Below are 12,966 nucleotides of genomic sequence, written 5' to 3' on the forward strand. Positions count from 1 at the left end.
CTATGCAGGATAAACAGACGTATCCCGACACCACCTTTTCCCTCAAGCAAGTCGCTTTTCGTGTGCCAGGCCGCACGCTGCTTCACCCGCTCTCCCTGACGTTTCCCGCAGGAAAGGTTACTGGCTTAATCGGCCATAACGGTTCCGGCAAATCCACGCTGTTAAAAATGCTGGGCCGTCATCAGCCACCTTCGGAAGGGGAGATTTTGCTGGGCGGCCAGCCGCTTGAAAACTGGGGCAGCAAAGCGTTTGCCCGTGAAGTGGCTTATCTGCCGCAGCAACTGCCCGCCGCAGAAGGGATGACCGTGCGCGAGCTGGTGGCGATTGGCCGCTACCCGTGGCACGGCGCGCTTGGGCGCTTCGGCGTGAAAGATCGCGAACTGGTGGAGGAGGCGATAACGCTGGTGGGCCTGAAGCCGCTGGCGCACCGGCTGGTGGATAGTCTTTCCGGCGGCGAGCGGCAGCGGGCATGGATAGCGATGCTGGTGGCGCAAAACAGCCGCTGTCTCCTGCTTGACGAACCGACCTCGGCGCTCGATATCGCCCACCAGGTGGAGGTGCTGGCGCTCATCCATCGCTTAAGCCAGCAGCGCGGGCTCACGGTGATCGCCGTGCTGCATGATATCAACATGGCGGCGCGTTACTGCGACCACTTAGTGGCGCTGCGCGGCGGCGAAATGATTGCCGAAGGCTGCCCCGATGCGCTGATGACCAGCGAAAATCTGGCACAGATCTACGGTATTCCGATGGGGATCCTGCCTCATCCGGCGGGCCTTGCGCCGGTGAGCTTCGTTTACTGATGCGCGATTTCACTTTCTCTTTCAGCCGCCGCCGGTTGCTGGCGGCGATGGCGCTTTCGCCGCTGCTCTGGCAGATGCAAAAAGCCCGGGCGGCAGAACCGGTTACCGAACGCGTCGTGGCGCTGGAGTGGCTGCCTGTGGAACAGCTGCTGGCGCTGGGCGTTACGCCTTACGCCGTCGCGGATATTCCGAACTACAACCTGTGGGTTAATGACCCGAAACTACCCGCTTCCGTTATTGATGTCGGCCTGCGCACCGAACCGAATATGGAACTGCTGACCGCCATTAAACCCACGCTGCTTATCTGGTCGTCAGGCTATGGTCCTTCACAGGAGCAGCTGTCGCGCATCGCGCCGGGCGTTGGCATCGCCTTTACCGACGGCAAAGCGCCGCTGGACATGGCGCGCAAATCGCTGATGCAGCTGGCAAGCCGTATCGACCGCGAGCAGGCGGCCCGCCATCATCTGGCGCAGTTTGATAACTTTCTCCAGCAGATGAAGCCGCGTTTCGCCGCGCGAGGCGAAAGGCCGGTGGTGCTGATGACGCTGATAGATGCCCGCCACGTGCTGCTGATTGGGCAAAACAGCCTGTTTCAGCAGGCGATGGACGTGCTGGGCGTACGCAACGGCTGGGCGGGCGAGACCAATTTCTGGGGCAGCGCGATCGTAGGGATGGAGCAGCTTGCCGCTATCAAGGATGCCGATGTGCTTTGCTTCGAACACGGTGATGAGCCATTGATGGGACAGATAGCCGCCACGCCGCTGTGGCAGGCGATGCCCTTTATCCGCAACCAACGTTTTCAGCGGGTGCCAGCGGTCTGGTTTTATGGCGCGACGCTCTCCACCATGCGCTTTTGTCGCGTGCTGGACAACGCGCTGGGAGGCCGGGCATGAGAACGCGCCATGCGCTTTTCCCGACGCTTTTGCTCGCCGCGCTCTTTATCGCCGCGCTTGCGCTGACGTGGTTCAACCTTAACGCGCAACTGCCGCGCGGTGAATGGCGCCAGGCGCTATGGCAGCCGGATGTTAACGCCATCAACCAGATGCTGTTCCACTACAGCGCGCTGCCGCGCCTGGCGGTTTCGCTGCTGGTGGGGGCAGGGTTGGGGCTTGTGGGCGTGCTGTTCCAGCAAGTGCTGCGCAATCCGCTGGCGGAGCCGACGACGCTTGGCGTCGCCACCGGGGCGCAGCTCGGCATTACCGTCGTCACGCTCTGGTCGCTGCCGGGCGGCGTTTTCACGATGCAATTCGCCGCGCTGGCAGGCGCCTGTCTCGTTGGCCTGCTGGTATTCGGCGTGGCGTGGGGCAAACGCCTTTCGCCGGTCACGCTCATTCTTGCGGGCCTGGTCGTCAGCCTGTACTGCGGCGCGGTAAATCAGCTGCTGGTGATTTTTCATCACGAGCAGTTGCAGAGCATGTTCCTCTGGAGCAGCGGCGCGCTTAACCAGACCGACTGGAGCATCGTGAATCGCCTGTGGCCGCAGCTGCTGGGCGGCGTGCTGCTGACGCTGTTGCTGCTGCGTCCGTTAACCCTGATGGGTCTTGATGACGGCGTGGCGCGCAACCTGGGGCTTGCGCTTTCGCTGGCGAGGCTGGCGGCGCTTTCGCTTGCAATAGTCATCAGCGCCTTGCTGGTGAACGCGGTGGGAATTATCGGCTTTATTGGTCTTTTCGCGCCCTTGCTTGCCAAAATGTTAGGCGCGAGACGGCTGCTTGCGCGCCTGCTGCTGGCGCCGCTTATCGGCGCGCTGATCCTGTGGATTTCCGATCAGTTCATCGTCTGGCTGACCCGCGTCTGGATGGAGATCTCCACCGGCATGGTGACGGCGTTGATTGGCGCGCCGCTGCTGCTTTGGCTGCTGCCGCGTCTTCGCACCATGAGCGCGCCGGACATGAGCGCAGGCGACAGCGTGCCCGCTGAGCGCCAGCATCTTCTGCGCTGGGCGATAGCGGGCCTGGTGGTACTGCTTGCGATGCTGGCAGCGGCGCTTTGTCTGGGACGCGACGCGCAGGGCTGGCAGTGGGCGAGCGGTTCGTTGCTCAATGAGATGATGCCGTGGCGCTGGCCGCGGGTGCTGGCGGCGCTCAGCGCCGGCGCCATGCTGGCGGTGGCGGGCTGTATTATTCAGCGTCTGACCGGCAACCCAATGGCCAGTCCCGAAGTGCTCGGCATCAGCGCGGGCGCCGCCTTCGGCGTGGTGCTGATGCTCTTTTTCGTGCCCGTGGACGCTTTCGCCTGGCTGCTGCCCGCCGGTAGCCTGGGGGCGGCAGGCACGCTGCTCGTTATCCTTATCGCCGCCGGGCGCGGAGGCTTCTCGCCGCACCGCATGCTGCTGGCGGGGATGGCGCTGAGCACCGCCTTCAGCATGATGCTGGTGATGCTGCAGGCAAGCGGCGACCCGCGTATGGCGCAGGTTATCACCTGGCTTTCCGGCTCGACCTACAGCGTGACCCCGCAGCATGCGCTGCGCACGCTTGGCGTAATGGCGATCTTGCTGGCGGCGACGCCGTTCTGCCGCCGCTGGCTGACTATCCTGCCGCTTGGCGGCGATACCGCCCGCGCGGTCGGCATGGCGCTGACGCCTGCCCGTATCGCGCTGCTGCTGCTCGCTGCCGCGCTGACCGCCGCGGCCACGCTGACTATCGGGCCGCTCAGCTTTGTCGGCCTGATGGCGCCGCATATCACCCGGCTGATGGGCTTTCGCCGGGCGCTGCCGCAGCTGGTTATCTCGGCGCTGCTGGGCGGCATGCTGATGCTCTTCGCCGACTGGTGCGGGCGTATGGTTATCTTCCCTTATCAGATCCCGGCGGGGCTGCTGGCGACCTTTATCGGCGCGCCTTATTTTGTCTATCTGTTGAGAAAGCAGAGCCGGTAAGCGCGGGCGTGAAGGCCAATAAAAAAGGCGGGGAAGTCCCCGCCTTTTTTTATCGCCAGACGAATTACAGCTTTGCAAACACGCGGCGGGCGGCGTCGACCGTGTTGTTGATATCTTCTTCGCTGTGGGCGACGGACATAAAGCCCGCTTCAAACGCGGAGGGCGCGAAGTAGACGCCTTCCTCCAGCATCAGATGGAAGAAGCGCTTGAAGCGCTCCACGTCGCAGGCGACCACATCTTTATAGCAGGTTACGCTCCCGGCCGCGGTGAAGAAGAGGCCGAACATGCCGCCGACGTGGTTAACCACCAGCGGAATGCCCGCCTCTTTCGCCGCTTCGCGCAGCCCTTCGGCCAGGCGTGTGGTGAGGTCGTCCAGCGTTTCATGCACGCCAGGCTGCGCCACTTCGCTCAGACAGGCGTAGCCCGCCGCCATGGCAATCGGGTTGCCGGAGAGGGTGCCCGCCTGGTAAACCGGCCCGGTCGGCGCCAGCGCTTCCATGATTTCACGGCGGCCGCCAAACGCCCCCACCGGCATGCCGCCGCCGATGATTTTGCCAAGGCAGGTGAGATCCGGCTCAACGTTGTAGTAGGCCTGAGCGCCCGCCAGCGCCACGCGGAAACCGGTCATCACTTCATCGATAATCAGCAGTGCGCCAAATTCATCGCACAGCGCGCGCAGGCCTGGCAGGAAATCGGGCTGCGGCGGGATGCAGTTCATGTTGCCCGCGACCGGCTCGACGATGATGCAGGCGATATCCTGCGGATACAGTTCGAATGCCTCGCGCACAGAGGCGAGATCGTTATAGGTGCAGGTCAGGGTGTGCTTCGCGAAATCCGCCGGCACGCCCGGCGAATTAGGCTGACCGAGCGTGAGCGCGCCGGAACCGGCTTTTACCAGCAGGTGGTCGGCGTGGCCGTGGTAGCAGCCTTCAAATTTGATAATTTTGTCGCGGTGGGTATAGCCGCGCGCCAGGCGAATGGCGCTCATCGTCGCCTCGGTGCCGGAGTTCACCATGCGCACCATGTCCATTGTCGGCACCAGTTCGGTGACGAGCTGCGCCATTTTCACTTCCATCTCCGTCGGCGCGCCAAAGCTCAGGCCGCGCTGCGCTGCCTCAATGACCGCGTTGCGGATGGCGGGGTGGTTATGGCCCAACACCATCGGCCCCCAGGAGCCCACGTAATCGATATAGGCTTTACCGTCGGCGTCATACAGATAAGCCCCGTCCGCACGCTCGATAAACAGCGGGACGCCGCCCACGCCGGTAAAGGCGCGCACCGGCGAGTTAACGCCGCCGGGGATAAGTTCGCGGGCGGTGGCGTAGAGGTTTTCAGACTTACTCATGAATCGGCTCCTGATTCGGGAAAAAGGGTAACGGGCTATTCTAAGGCATCCGATAAAGGTTATGAAAGTTTTGCCCGATTGAAGCGCCCGAATAGCAGGGGATTTTTCATGCGACGCGGCGGCGGGCGGCAGGTAAAATAGCGCTCCATTCTGTTTTACCTACAAATGATGACAGCATGAAACCACACGCTTCCCCTTTCAGGGCACAACAGCGGCTCCGCTTACGCCGCATGATGATGATTCGCCACCTGATCCGCCGCGATAAAACGCCGCTGGCCATTTTGCTGATGGCGGCCGTAGTGGGTACGCTTGCGGGGCTGGCGGGTGTGGCGTTTGAACGGGCCGTCGGCTGGGTGCAGCAAAACCGCATCGGTATGCTGGCGCAGGTCGCCGACCGCGCCTGGCTGGTCTGGCCGCTGGCGTTTATCGCCTCCGCGCTGCTGGCGATGGTGGGGTATTGGCTGGTGCGCCGCTTCGCGCCGGAGGCGGGCGGCTCCGGCATTCCTGAAATTGAAGGGGCGCTTGAAGAGCTGCGCCCGGTGCGCTGGTGGCGGGTGTTGCCCGTGAAGTTTATCGGCGGTATGGGGACGCTCGGCGCGGGCATGGTGCTGGGCCGCGAGGGGCCGACAGTGCAGATTGGCGGCAATATCGGCCGCATGGTGCTGGACATGTTTCGCCAGCGCGGCGCGGAGGCGCGCCATACGCTGCTTGCCACCGGCGCGGCGGCGGGGCTTTCGGCCGCTTTCAACGCGCCGCTGGCAGGCATTCTGTTTATCATTGAGGAGATGCGCCCGCAGTTTCGCTACAACCTTATCTCCATCAAGGCGGTCTTTACCGGCGTCATTATGTCGAGCATCGTTTTTCGCCTCTTTAATGGCGAAGGCGCAGTGATTGAAGTCGGCAGGCTGACTAACGCGCCGGTCAATACGCTCTGGCTCTACCTGATGCTCGGCATTATTTTTGGCGCGGTAGGCCCGCTTTTCAACCATCTCATTTTTCGCGCCCAGGATATGTTTCAACGTATTCACGGCGGCAATATAACGAAGTGGGTGCTGGTGGGCGGCGCGCTTGGCGGCTTGTGCGGCGTGCTGGCGCTGATTGAGCCTGCGGCGGCGGGCGGCGGCTTTAACCTTATCCCCATCGCCGCGGCGGGTAACTTCAGCGTGGGCATGCTGCTGTTTATCTTTGTCGCCCGGGTGATAACCACGCTGCTCTGCTTCTCTTCCGGCGCGCCAGGCGGGATTTTCGCCCCGATGCTGGCGCTCGGCACGCTGCTTGGCACCGCGTTCGGCATGGCCTGCGCGGCCTGGTTCCCGGCGTATTATCTGGAGGCGGGGACGTTCGCCATCGCCGGCATGGGTGCGCTGTTCGCCGCCTCCGTGCGGGCGCCGTTGACCGGTATCGTGCTGGTGCTGGAGATGACCGATAATTACCAGCTCATTCTGCCAATGATCATTACCTGCCTTGGCGCTACGCTGCTGGCGCAGTTTCTTGGCGGCAAGCCGCTCTATTCCTCTATTCTTGCCCGTACGCTGGCAAAACAGCAGGCGGAACAGCAGGCGCAGGCCGGGCAGAATACTTGAACGATTTACCAGGGTAATAGATAATGGCCTTAAAGATCGGGTTATTCTTTGCCCGATTGCGGTCTTCGTTGGGAGCATAAAATGAGTGATGACGTAGCGCTGCCTCTGCAATTTACCGATGCAGCAGCCAATAAAGTAAAAAGCCTGATCGCGGATGAAGAGAATCCGAACCTTAAACTGCGCGTCTACATCACCGGTGGCGGTTGCAGCGGCTTCCAGTATGGTTTTACCTTTGATGACCAGATCAACGACGGCGACATGACCATCGAAAAACAGGGCGTCGCGCTGGTGGTTGACCCAATGAGCCTGCAGTATCTGGTGGGCGGCTCGGTGGATTACACCGAAGGGCTGGAAGGTTCTCGTTTCGTGGTGAGCAACCCGAACGCCACCAGCACCTGCGGCTGTGGCTCCTCCTTCAGCATCTAATCCCGCCGGGTAAGCCGGATAAAAGAAAAGCCGTGTTGTGAAACACGGCTTTTTTGTTTATGCGTGGTCGTCGAGCGCGAAGGTGGGCAGCTTCAGGTGCCAGCGAATAGCGGCGAGCCGGATGGCAAGCGTCACCGCCATGCCTGTCATACTGGCCTGCTCAAGCGGCACGCTGAAGGTGTAAAACGCGGTGGCGTGAACGATGCCGCCCGCAATGCAAGCGGTGGCGTAGATTTCAGTTCGCAGGATCATAGGAATTTCGCGAGCCAGCACATCGCGAATAATACCGCCGCCCACGCCCGTCACCACGCCCATGCAGATGGCTACCAGCGGGCCGGTGCCTGCCAGAAACGCCTTGTTCACGCCGATGCCGACAAACACCGCCAGGCCTACGGCGTCCAGCACCGGCAGGATCCACTTCGGCAAGCGCCGCGGCTGGCGCACCAGCGCAATGGTCAGCAGGCAGGTCACCATCGCCACCACCAGATCGGTGGGATCTTTGACCCAGAACACCGGGCCGTGATCGAGCGCCATATCGCGGATCGTGCCGCCGCCCACCGCCGTCACCACACCCAGTACCAGAACGCCGAACGGATCCATCCGCAGCTTTCCGGCCAGCAAAACGCCAGAGATGGCAAACACGGCTGTGCCTATGATATCCAGCCAATAAACCAGCATTTCCTTTCCTCGACTCGTTATTTCGTAGCTGCCAGCGCCTGGCAGAGCTGTTTCGCGGCGAGGATAATACGCGGCCCGGCGCGCTCAAACCAGTCGTCTTTTACGGTAATAACCGGAACTTTTAGCTGCTCATGCCAGAACCGCGTTATCTGTGGAATTTCCTTTTCATCGCCCGCAGTAATGATGGCTTCCGGCTTGCGCATCAACACCTGCTCGCGGCTTACCTGCGGCCAGGGCGCGGGGCTGTCGGCGAAGATATTCTCACCGCCGCAGACCTCGACAAGCTGGTTCTGAATGGAGCTTTTATTGGTCGTGAAAAGCGGCTGGCCGCCAAATTGCAAAAAGACCCGCTTTTTCGCTTTTCCGGCGTAGTGGTTTTTCAGGGCCGTAAATTCCTCAAGCAGCGAGGCTGCCGCCGCTTGCGCCTTTTCAGGGGCAGGGCTGAAGGCCGCGAGCTGGCGAAGCGCCGCGGCGACCTGCTCCACGCTTGCCGGATCAAGCCACATCACCTGAATGCCAAGCGATTTAAGTTGATTGACCTGGCGTTCGGCGTTGCCGCCGCGCCAGGCGAGCACCAGATCGGGCTTAAGCGCCACGATGCGCTCAAGGTTCATGCCCTGCCAGTTCGCCACCTGCTCCAGCTTTTTCGCCGCTTCGGGATAGTCAGAATAAGCGCTGGCGGCAACGGGCGTAATGCCGGCAGCGAAAGCGAGTTCGGTATTGGCAGGGGAGAGCGAAATGACGCGCGGCGCGGCTATCAGCCACGCCGGGAAGAGAAGAAGCAGGGCGGCGAGCGCCCTGTTAAGCGGCCGCTTAGCCACGGTTTACGGCGGCGAGCAGCGTTTCTACCATCAGGCTGGACTGCTTTGCCGCGACAGCGAGGAACTCCTCGAAGCTCAGGTGCGACTGCTGGTCTGCTACGTCGGAAATGGCGCGCACCACCACGAACGGCACGCCGAAGTTATGGCAGACGTGACCAATAGCCGTCGCTTCCATTTCCACAGCGATCGCCTGCGGAAAACGGGTGCGGATGCGGGTAAGCGCGTCGGCGCCGTTGATAAAGGCGTCGCCGCTCACCACCAGGCCGCGCACCGCATGCAGGTTGAGCTCGCCGATGCAGGCTTCAGCGGCGGCGATAAGCGTTTCATCCGCTTTGAAGGCGGCCGGGCAACCCGCCATCTGGCCATATTCGTAGCCGAAGGCGGTTACGTCAGCGTCGTGATAGCGAACTTCGTCGGAAACCACGATATCGCCTACTTTGAGCGTAGGCGCAAGGCCGCCCGCCGAGCCGGTGTTAATGATGAGATCAGGCTTGCAGTGTTCAAGAAGCAGCGTCGCGCCCATCGCGGCGGAGACTTTACCGATGCCCGACTTCAGCAGAGCCACCTCGACGCCGTTAAGCGTGCCGGTATAGATCTCGCAGCCCGCCAGTTTCAGCGTCTGACGATTTTCAATTTTGTCGCGCAGCAGCGTAACTTCTTCTTCCATTGCACCAATAATGCCTGCTTTCATAGAGATACTCGCTAAATGATGGATTAACGGGGATAGTCTATCATGGCAGACAACAAGGATTTAATTCGCGTAAGCGCGCGAACCGGGAGAGCCTATGGCTGAGATCGATTTTCGCAACAAAATAAACTGGCGTCGCCGGTATCGCTCGCCGCAGGGAGCGAAAAGTGAACATGAGATCCTGCGCATTTTTGAAAGCGACCGGGGGCGCGTAATCAATTCGCCAGCCATTCGCCGCCTGCAGCAAAAAACGCAGGTCTTTCCGCTGGAGCGCAACGCCGCAGTACGTACGCGACTGACCCATTCGCTGGAAGTGCAACAGGTCGGGCGTTATATCGCCAAAGAGGTATTAAGCCGACTGAAAGAGCAGGGCAAGCTTGAACAATACGGGCTGGCGGAGCTAACCGGGCCGTTTGAAAGCATTGTCGAGATGGCCTGCCTGATGCATGACATCGGCAACCCGCCGTTCGGCCATTTTGGCGAAGCGGCGATCAACGACTGGTTCAGCCAGCGTCTTTTTCCTGTCGACGCCGCCAGCCAGCCGCTGAGCCATGACCGTTGCGCTGTCGCCGTGCTAAAGCTGCAGGAAGGCGAAGAAGAACTCAACGCGCTGCGTCGCAAAATACGTCAGGATTTGTGCCATTTCGAAGGAAACGCGCAGGGCATTCGCCTTGTCCATACTTTGCTGCGCATGAACCTGACCTGGGCGCAGGTGGGCTGCATTTTAAAATATACGCGCCCGGCGTGGCATGCCGGCCCGGTGCCGAAAAGCCACAGCTATTTGATGAAAAAGCCCGGTTTTTACCTGGCGGAAGAGGGCTATATTTCCCGCCTACGTAAAGAGCTTTCGCTTGGCGAATATAGCCGTTTCCCGCTGACCTGGATTATGGAAGCGGCGGATGACATCTCTTATTGCGTGGCCGATCTTGAAGATGCGGTAGAGAAACGCATATTTACCGTCGAGCAGCTTTATCAGCATCTTTATGAATCCTGGGGCGAGCACGAGCCTGAAGATCTTTTCGCACAGGTAGTGGAAAACGCTTATGAAAAAGCGAAGACCAATCCGCTTCGGCGCATTGCCGAAGACCAGTTCTTTATGTATTTGCGCGTCAATACGCTAAATAAGCTGGTGCCCTATGCCGCGCAGCGGTTTATTGAAAACCTGCCCGCTGTTTTTGACGGCTCGTTTAACCAGGCGTTGCTTGAGGATGAGAGCCCGTCGAGCCGCCTGCTTGAGCTCTATAAGCGCGTGGCGGTGCGTCGCGTATTTAATCACCCCGACGTTGAACAGCTAGAATTACAAGGTTACCGGGTGATAAGCGGCCTGCTGGATATTTACCAGCCGCTGTTAAAACTGCCGTTGACGGATTTCCGCGAGCTGGTGGAAACCGAAGGCGTGCGACGTTTACCGATTGAGACGCGCTTATTTCACAAGCTTTCTGGTCGTCACCGGCTGGCTTATATTGAAGCGGTGAATAATCTGCATCCTGAGGCGGCGGATTATCCCTTATGGGAATATTATTATCGCTGCCGTTTGATTCAGGATTATATCAGCGGCATGACCGATTTATATGCATGGGATGAATATCGGCGCCTGATGGCGGTGGAATAAATAGTGCGAGTTTTGTAAAGACGCTCAATAAATTTTTACTTATTCAGAAACTTAACGCTGGAACTTCGCGCTATAAAGTCACTCTTACTGTCACGTACACAGCAGGTAATTGACGTAACTTTTAGCTGAGATTGAAAAGATGAAAAAAACCACGTTAGCAATGAGTGCGCTGGCTCTGAGTCTGGGTTTGGCGCTGGGGCCGGTGTCCGCTTTCGCCGCTGAGACTGCATCTTCTTCCGCCACCTCGCAACAGATGCCGAGCCTGGCGCCGATGCTGGAGAAAGTGATGCCATCAGTGGTGAGCATTAACGTTGAAGGGAGCACGACGGTGAACACGCCGCGTCTGCCGCGTAATTTCCAGCAATTCTTTGGCGATAACTCGCCGTTCTGCCAGGAAGGTTCGCCTTTCCAGAGCTCGCCTTTCTGTCAGGGCGGCGGTGAAGGCGGCGACGGTGGCCAGCAGCAGAAATTTATGGCGCTGGGTTCCGGGGTCATTATTGATGCCGCGAAAGGCTATGTGGTAACTAACAACCACGTGGTGGATAACGCAACCTCAATTAAAGTGCAGTTGAGCGACGGGCGTAAGCTCGATGCCAAAATGGTAGGTAAAGATCCGCGATCGGATATCGCGCTGATCCAGATTCAGGATCCGAAAAACCTGACGGCAATTCAAATCGCCGACTCCGATCAGCTGCGCGTGGGCGATTACACCGTCGCTATCGGCAACCCGTTTGGTCTTGGCGAAACCGTGACTTCCGGTATCGTTTCAGCGCTGGGCCGCAGCGGCCTGAATGCGGAAAACTACGAAAACTTTATCCAGACCGACGCCGCCATTAACCGCGGCAACTCCGGCGGCGCGTTGGTGAACCTGAACGGCGAGCTTATCGGCATCAACACCGCTATTCTGGCGCCGGACGGCGGCAACATCGGCATCGGCTTCGCCATTCCGAGCAACATGGTGAAAAACCTGACTGCGCAGATGGTGCAGTATGGCCAGGTGCGCCGTGGCGAGCTGGGCATCCTTGGCACCGAGCTGAACTCTGAGCTGGCGAAAGCGATGAAAGTTGACGCCCAGCGCGGCGCGTTTGTAAGTCAAGTGATGCCGAACTCCTCCGCCGCGAAAGCGGGTGTGAAGGCGGGCGATGTGATTACCTCCCTGAACGGCAAGCCTATCAACAGCTTTGCGGCGCTGCGCGCCCAGGTGGGTTCGATGCCTGTCGGCAGCAAGCTGACGCTTGGCCTGCTGCGCGAAGGCAAGGAAGTTAACGTTAATCTGGAGCTGCAGCAGAGCAGCCAGACTCAGGTTGAGTCTTCCACCGTCTTCAACGGCATTGAAGGCGCGGAGATGAGCAACCGTACGGGCAAAGACCAGGGCGTTATCGTCAACAACGTGAAGGCGAACTCCCAGGCGGCGCGCATCGGGCTTAAGAAAGGCGACATCATCGTCGGGGCAAACCAGCAGCCAGTGAATAACATTGCCGAGCTGCGTAAAATTCTCGAGAGCAAGCCGTCAGTGCTGGCGCTGAATATTCAGCGCGGCGACAGCTCTATCTATCTGTTGATGCAGTAAAAGGCATTGCGCTAAAAAAGGCCGCCCCGTGCGGCCTTTTTTATTACGCCGCTTTTATCGTAGGGGTGATGAGCAAGAGTAGGCACACGTTGGGATAACAGGGACGCGGTAAAACAAAAGGGGCTGGCAAGCCAGCCCTGAAGGCGTTATTTGTTGCGGGTAAGCTTTTCGAGATCGGATTCGATTTCGCTGATCTTGTTGGCGACCACGCTTTCCAGATGGCGCAGGTCATCCAGAATTTTACGCTTAAGATCCACTTCGCTGCGATCGCGCTGGCAGATCTGATCGAGTTCATCAATCACGTAGCGCAGGTTCGGGCTTATCTCCTGCACTTCTTTGAACCCTTGTCCAACGCCGTCGGCGACAACCGTTTTGCGCTGGCGAGGATATTTAAACTTCACGCTCTTGGCGAAAAACTCGCCTTTATCCTTCTGAAAGTAGATTTTCAGAATATCGTTGTTCGCTTCCTGGCGAAGACTGTAACGGTCGATTTCATCAGGATTGGTTATGCCAAGACTCTTCAGATTATCGTACATAAGCGGGCCCCCTGGGGAATCATTAACCTATA

The 12,966-nt window shown here is 59.5% G+C and carries 12 protein-coding genes; 7 read left to right on the forward strand and 5 right to left on the reverse strand.

Going from position 1 to position 12,966, the window contains the following annotated elements:
* Positions 1-2 precede the first annotated feature (2 nt).
* From fhuC to fhuB, 3 genes are read left to right on the forward strand one after another with little or no spacing between them, the layout of a single operon-like run.
* Positions 3-800: a Fe3+-hydroxamate ABC transporter ATP-binding protein FhuC gene (fhuC, locus tag IEX01_RS13775; RefSeq protein ID WP_024558142.1), complete on the forward strand. Its 798-nt coding sequence runs from the start codon at positions 3-5 to the stop codon at positions 798-800.
* A complete protein-coding gene (fhuD, locus tag IEX01_RS13780; RefSeq protein ID WP_188724043.1) occupies positions 800-1,693 on the forward strand; it encodes a Fe(3+)-hydroxamate ABC transporter substrate-binding protein FhuD in 894 nt (297 codons plus the stop codon). Before fhuC ends, fhuD begins: the two co-directional genes overlap by 1 nt.
* Positions 1,690-3,675: a Fe(3+)-hydroxamate ABC transporter permease FhuB gene (fhuB, locus tag IEX01_RS13785; protein ID WP_048887688.1), complete on the forward strand. Its 1,986-nt coding sequence runs from the start codon at positions 1,690-1,692 to the stop codon at positions 3,673-3,675. Before fhuD ends, fhuB begins: the two co-directional genes overlap by 4 nt.
* A 64-nt stretch (positions 3,676-3,739) precedes the next feature.
* On the opposite strand, the gene hemL is transcribed toward fhuB, so the two are convergent.
* Positions 3,740-5,020 carry a glutamate-1-semialdehyde 2,1-aminomutase gene (gene hemL / locus IEX01_RS13790; RefSeq protein WP_188724044.1) on the reverse strand — a complete coding sequence of 427 codons (1,281 nt, stop codon included), beginning with the start codon at positions 5,018-5,020 and terminating at the stop codon, positions 3,740-3,742.
* Between the two features lie 176 nt (positions 5,021-5,196).
* Between hemL and clcA the strand changes: the two genes are divergently transcribed.
* Both clcA and erpA read left to right on the forward strand, forming a co-directional pair.
* Positions 5,197-6,603, forward strand: a complete 1,407-nt coding sequence (gene clcA, locus IEX01_RS13795) for a H(+)/Cl(-) exchange transporter ClcA (protein ID WP_188724045.1) — start codon at positions 5,197-5,199, stop codon at positions 6,601-6,603.
* Between the two features lie 81 nt (positions 6,604-6,684).
* The gene (gene erpA / locus IEX01_RS13800; protein WP_024558137.1) at positions 6,685-7,029 is read left to right on the forward strand and encodes an iron-sulfur cluster insertion protein ErpA; all 345 of its coding nucleotides are present in this window, start codon (positions 6,685-6,687) and stop codon (positions 7,027-7,029) included.
* Between the two features lie 57 nt (positions 7,030-7,086).
* Here erpA and IEX01_RS13805 read toward each other — a convergent pair whose 3' ends face one another.
* The 3 genes from IEX01_RS13805 to mtnN are packed head-to-tail and all read right to left on the reverse strand — an operon-like array spanning position 7,087 to position 9,219.
* A complete protein-coding gene (locus IEX01_RS13805; RefSeq protein WP_024558136.1) occupies positions 7,087-7,707 on the reverse strand; it encodes a TRIC cation channel family protein in 621 nt (206 codons plus the stop codon).
* A 17-nt stretch (positions 7,708-7,724) separates the two neighbouring features.
* Complete coding sequence (gene btuF / locus IEX01_RS13810) at positions 7,725-8,528, reverse strand: vitamin B12 ABC transporter substrate-binding protein BtuF (RefSeq protein WP_188724046.1); 804 nt, start codon at positions 8,526-8,528, stop codon at positions 7,725-7,727.
* Complete coding sequence (gene mtnN / locus IEX01_RS13815) at positions 8,521-9,219, reverse strand: 5'-methylthioadenosine/S-adenosylhomocysteine nucleosidase (RefSeq protein ID WP_024558134.1); 699 nt, start codon at positions 9,217-9,219, stop codon at positions 8,521-8,523. Before mtnN ends, btuF begins: the two co-directional genes overlap by 8 nt.
* A 94-nt stretch (positions 9,220-9,313) precedes the next feature.
* Between mtnN and dgt the strand changes: the two genes are divergently transcribed.
* Together dgt and degP are read left to right on the forward strand one after the other, a co-directional pair.
* The gene (gene dgt / locus IEX01_RS13820; protein WP_024558133.1) at positions 9,314-10,828 is read left to right on the forward strand and encodes a dGTPase; all 1,515 of its coding nucleotides are present in this window, start codon (positions 9,314-9,316) and stop codon (positions 10,826-10,828) included.
* A gap of 139 nt (positions 10,829-10,967) precedes the next feature.
* Positions 10,968-12,398 (forward strand): serine endoprotease DegP, encoded by a 1,431-nt coding sequence (gene degP / locus IEX01_RS13825; protein WP_028019956.1) that lies wholly within the window; start codon positions 10,968-10,970, stop codon positions 12,396-12,398.
* Positions 12,399-12,544: 146 nt separating this feature from the next.
* Here the strand turns inward: degP and IEX01_RS13830 are convergent, their stop codons facing one another.
* Positions 12,545-12,934 carry a DUF3461 family protein gene (locus IEX01_RS13830; RefSeq protein WP_024559245.1) on the reverse strand — a complete coding sequence of 130 codons (390 nt, stop codon included), beginning with the start codon at positions 12,932-12,934 and terminating at the stop codon, positions 12,545-12,547.
* Between the last annotated feature and the right edge of the window lie 32 nt (positions 12,935-12,966).

Origin of the sequence: Franconibacter daqui (assembly GCF_014644275.1) — a bacterium.
Lineage (GTDB): Bacteria > Pseudomonadota > Gammaproteobacteria > Enterobacterales > Enterobacteriaceae > Franconibacter > Franconibacter pulveris.

Bases quoted from the DNA above. Each gene is read 5' to 3' on its own strand.
- fhuC (WP_024558142.1), top strand. From the start codon at position 3: ATGCAGGATAAACAGACGTATCCCGACACCACCTTTTCCCTCAAGCAA.
- fhuD (WP_188724043.1), top strand. From the start codon at position 800: ATGCGCGATTTCACTTTCTCTTTCAGCCGCCGCCGGTTGCTGGCGGCG.
- fhuB (WP_048887688.1), top strand. From the start codon at position 1,690: ATGAGAACGCGCCATGCGCTTTTCCCGACGCTTTTGCTCGCCGCGCTC.
- hemL (WP_188724044.1), bottom strand. From the start codon at position 5,020: ATGAGTAAGTCTGAAAACCTCTACGCCACCGCCCGCGAACTTATCCCC.
- clcA (WP_188724045.1), top strand. From the start codon at position 5,197: ATGAAACCACACGCTTCCCCTTTCAGGGCACAACAGCGGCTCCGCTTA.
- erpA (WP_024558137.1), top strand. From the start codon at position 6,685: ATGAGTGATGACGTAGCGCTGCCTCTGCAATTTACCGATGCAGCAGCC.
- IEX01_RS13805 (WP_024558136.1), bottom strand. From the start codon at position 7,707: ATGCTGGTTTATTGGCTGGATATCATAGGCACAGCCGTGTTTGCCATC.
- mtnN (WP_024558134.1), bottom strand. From the start codon at position 9,219: ATGAAAGCAGGCATTATTGGTGCAATGGAAGAAGAAGTTACGCTGCTG.
- dgt (WP_024558133.1), top strand. From the start codon at position 9,314: ATGGCTGAGATCGATTTTCGCAACAAAATAAACTGGCGTCGCCGGTAT.
- degP (WP_028019956.1), top strand. From the start codon at position 10,968: ATGAAAAAAACCACGTTAGCAATGAGTGCGCTGGCTCTGAGTCTGGGT.
- IEX01_RS13830 (WP_024559245.1), bottom strand. From the start codon at position 12,934: ATGTACGATAATCTGAAGAGTCTTGGCATAACCAATCCTGATGAAATC.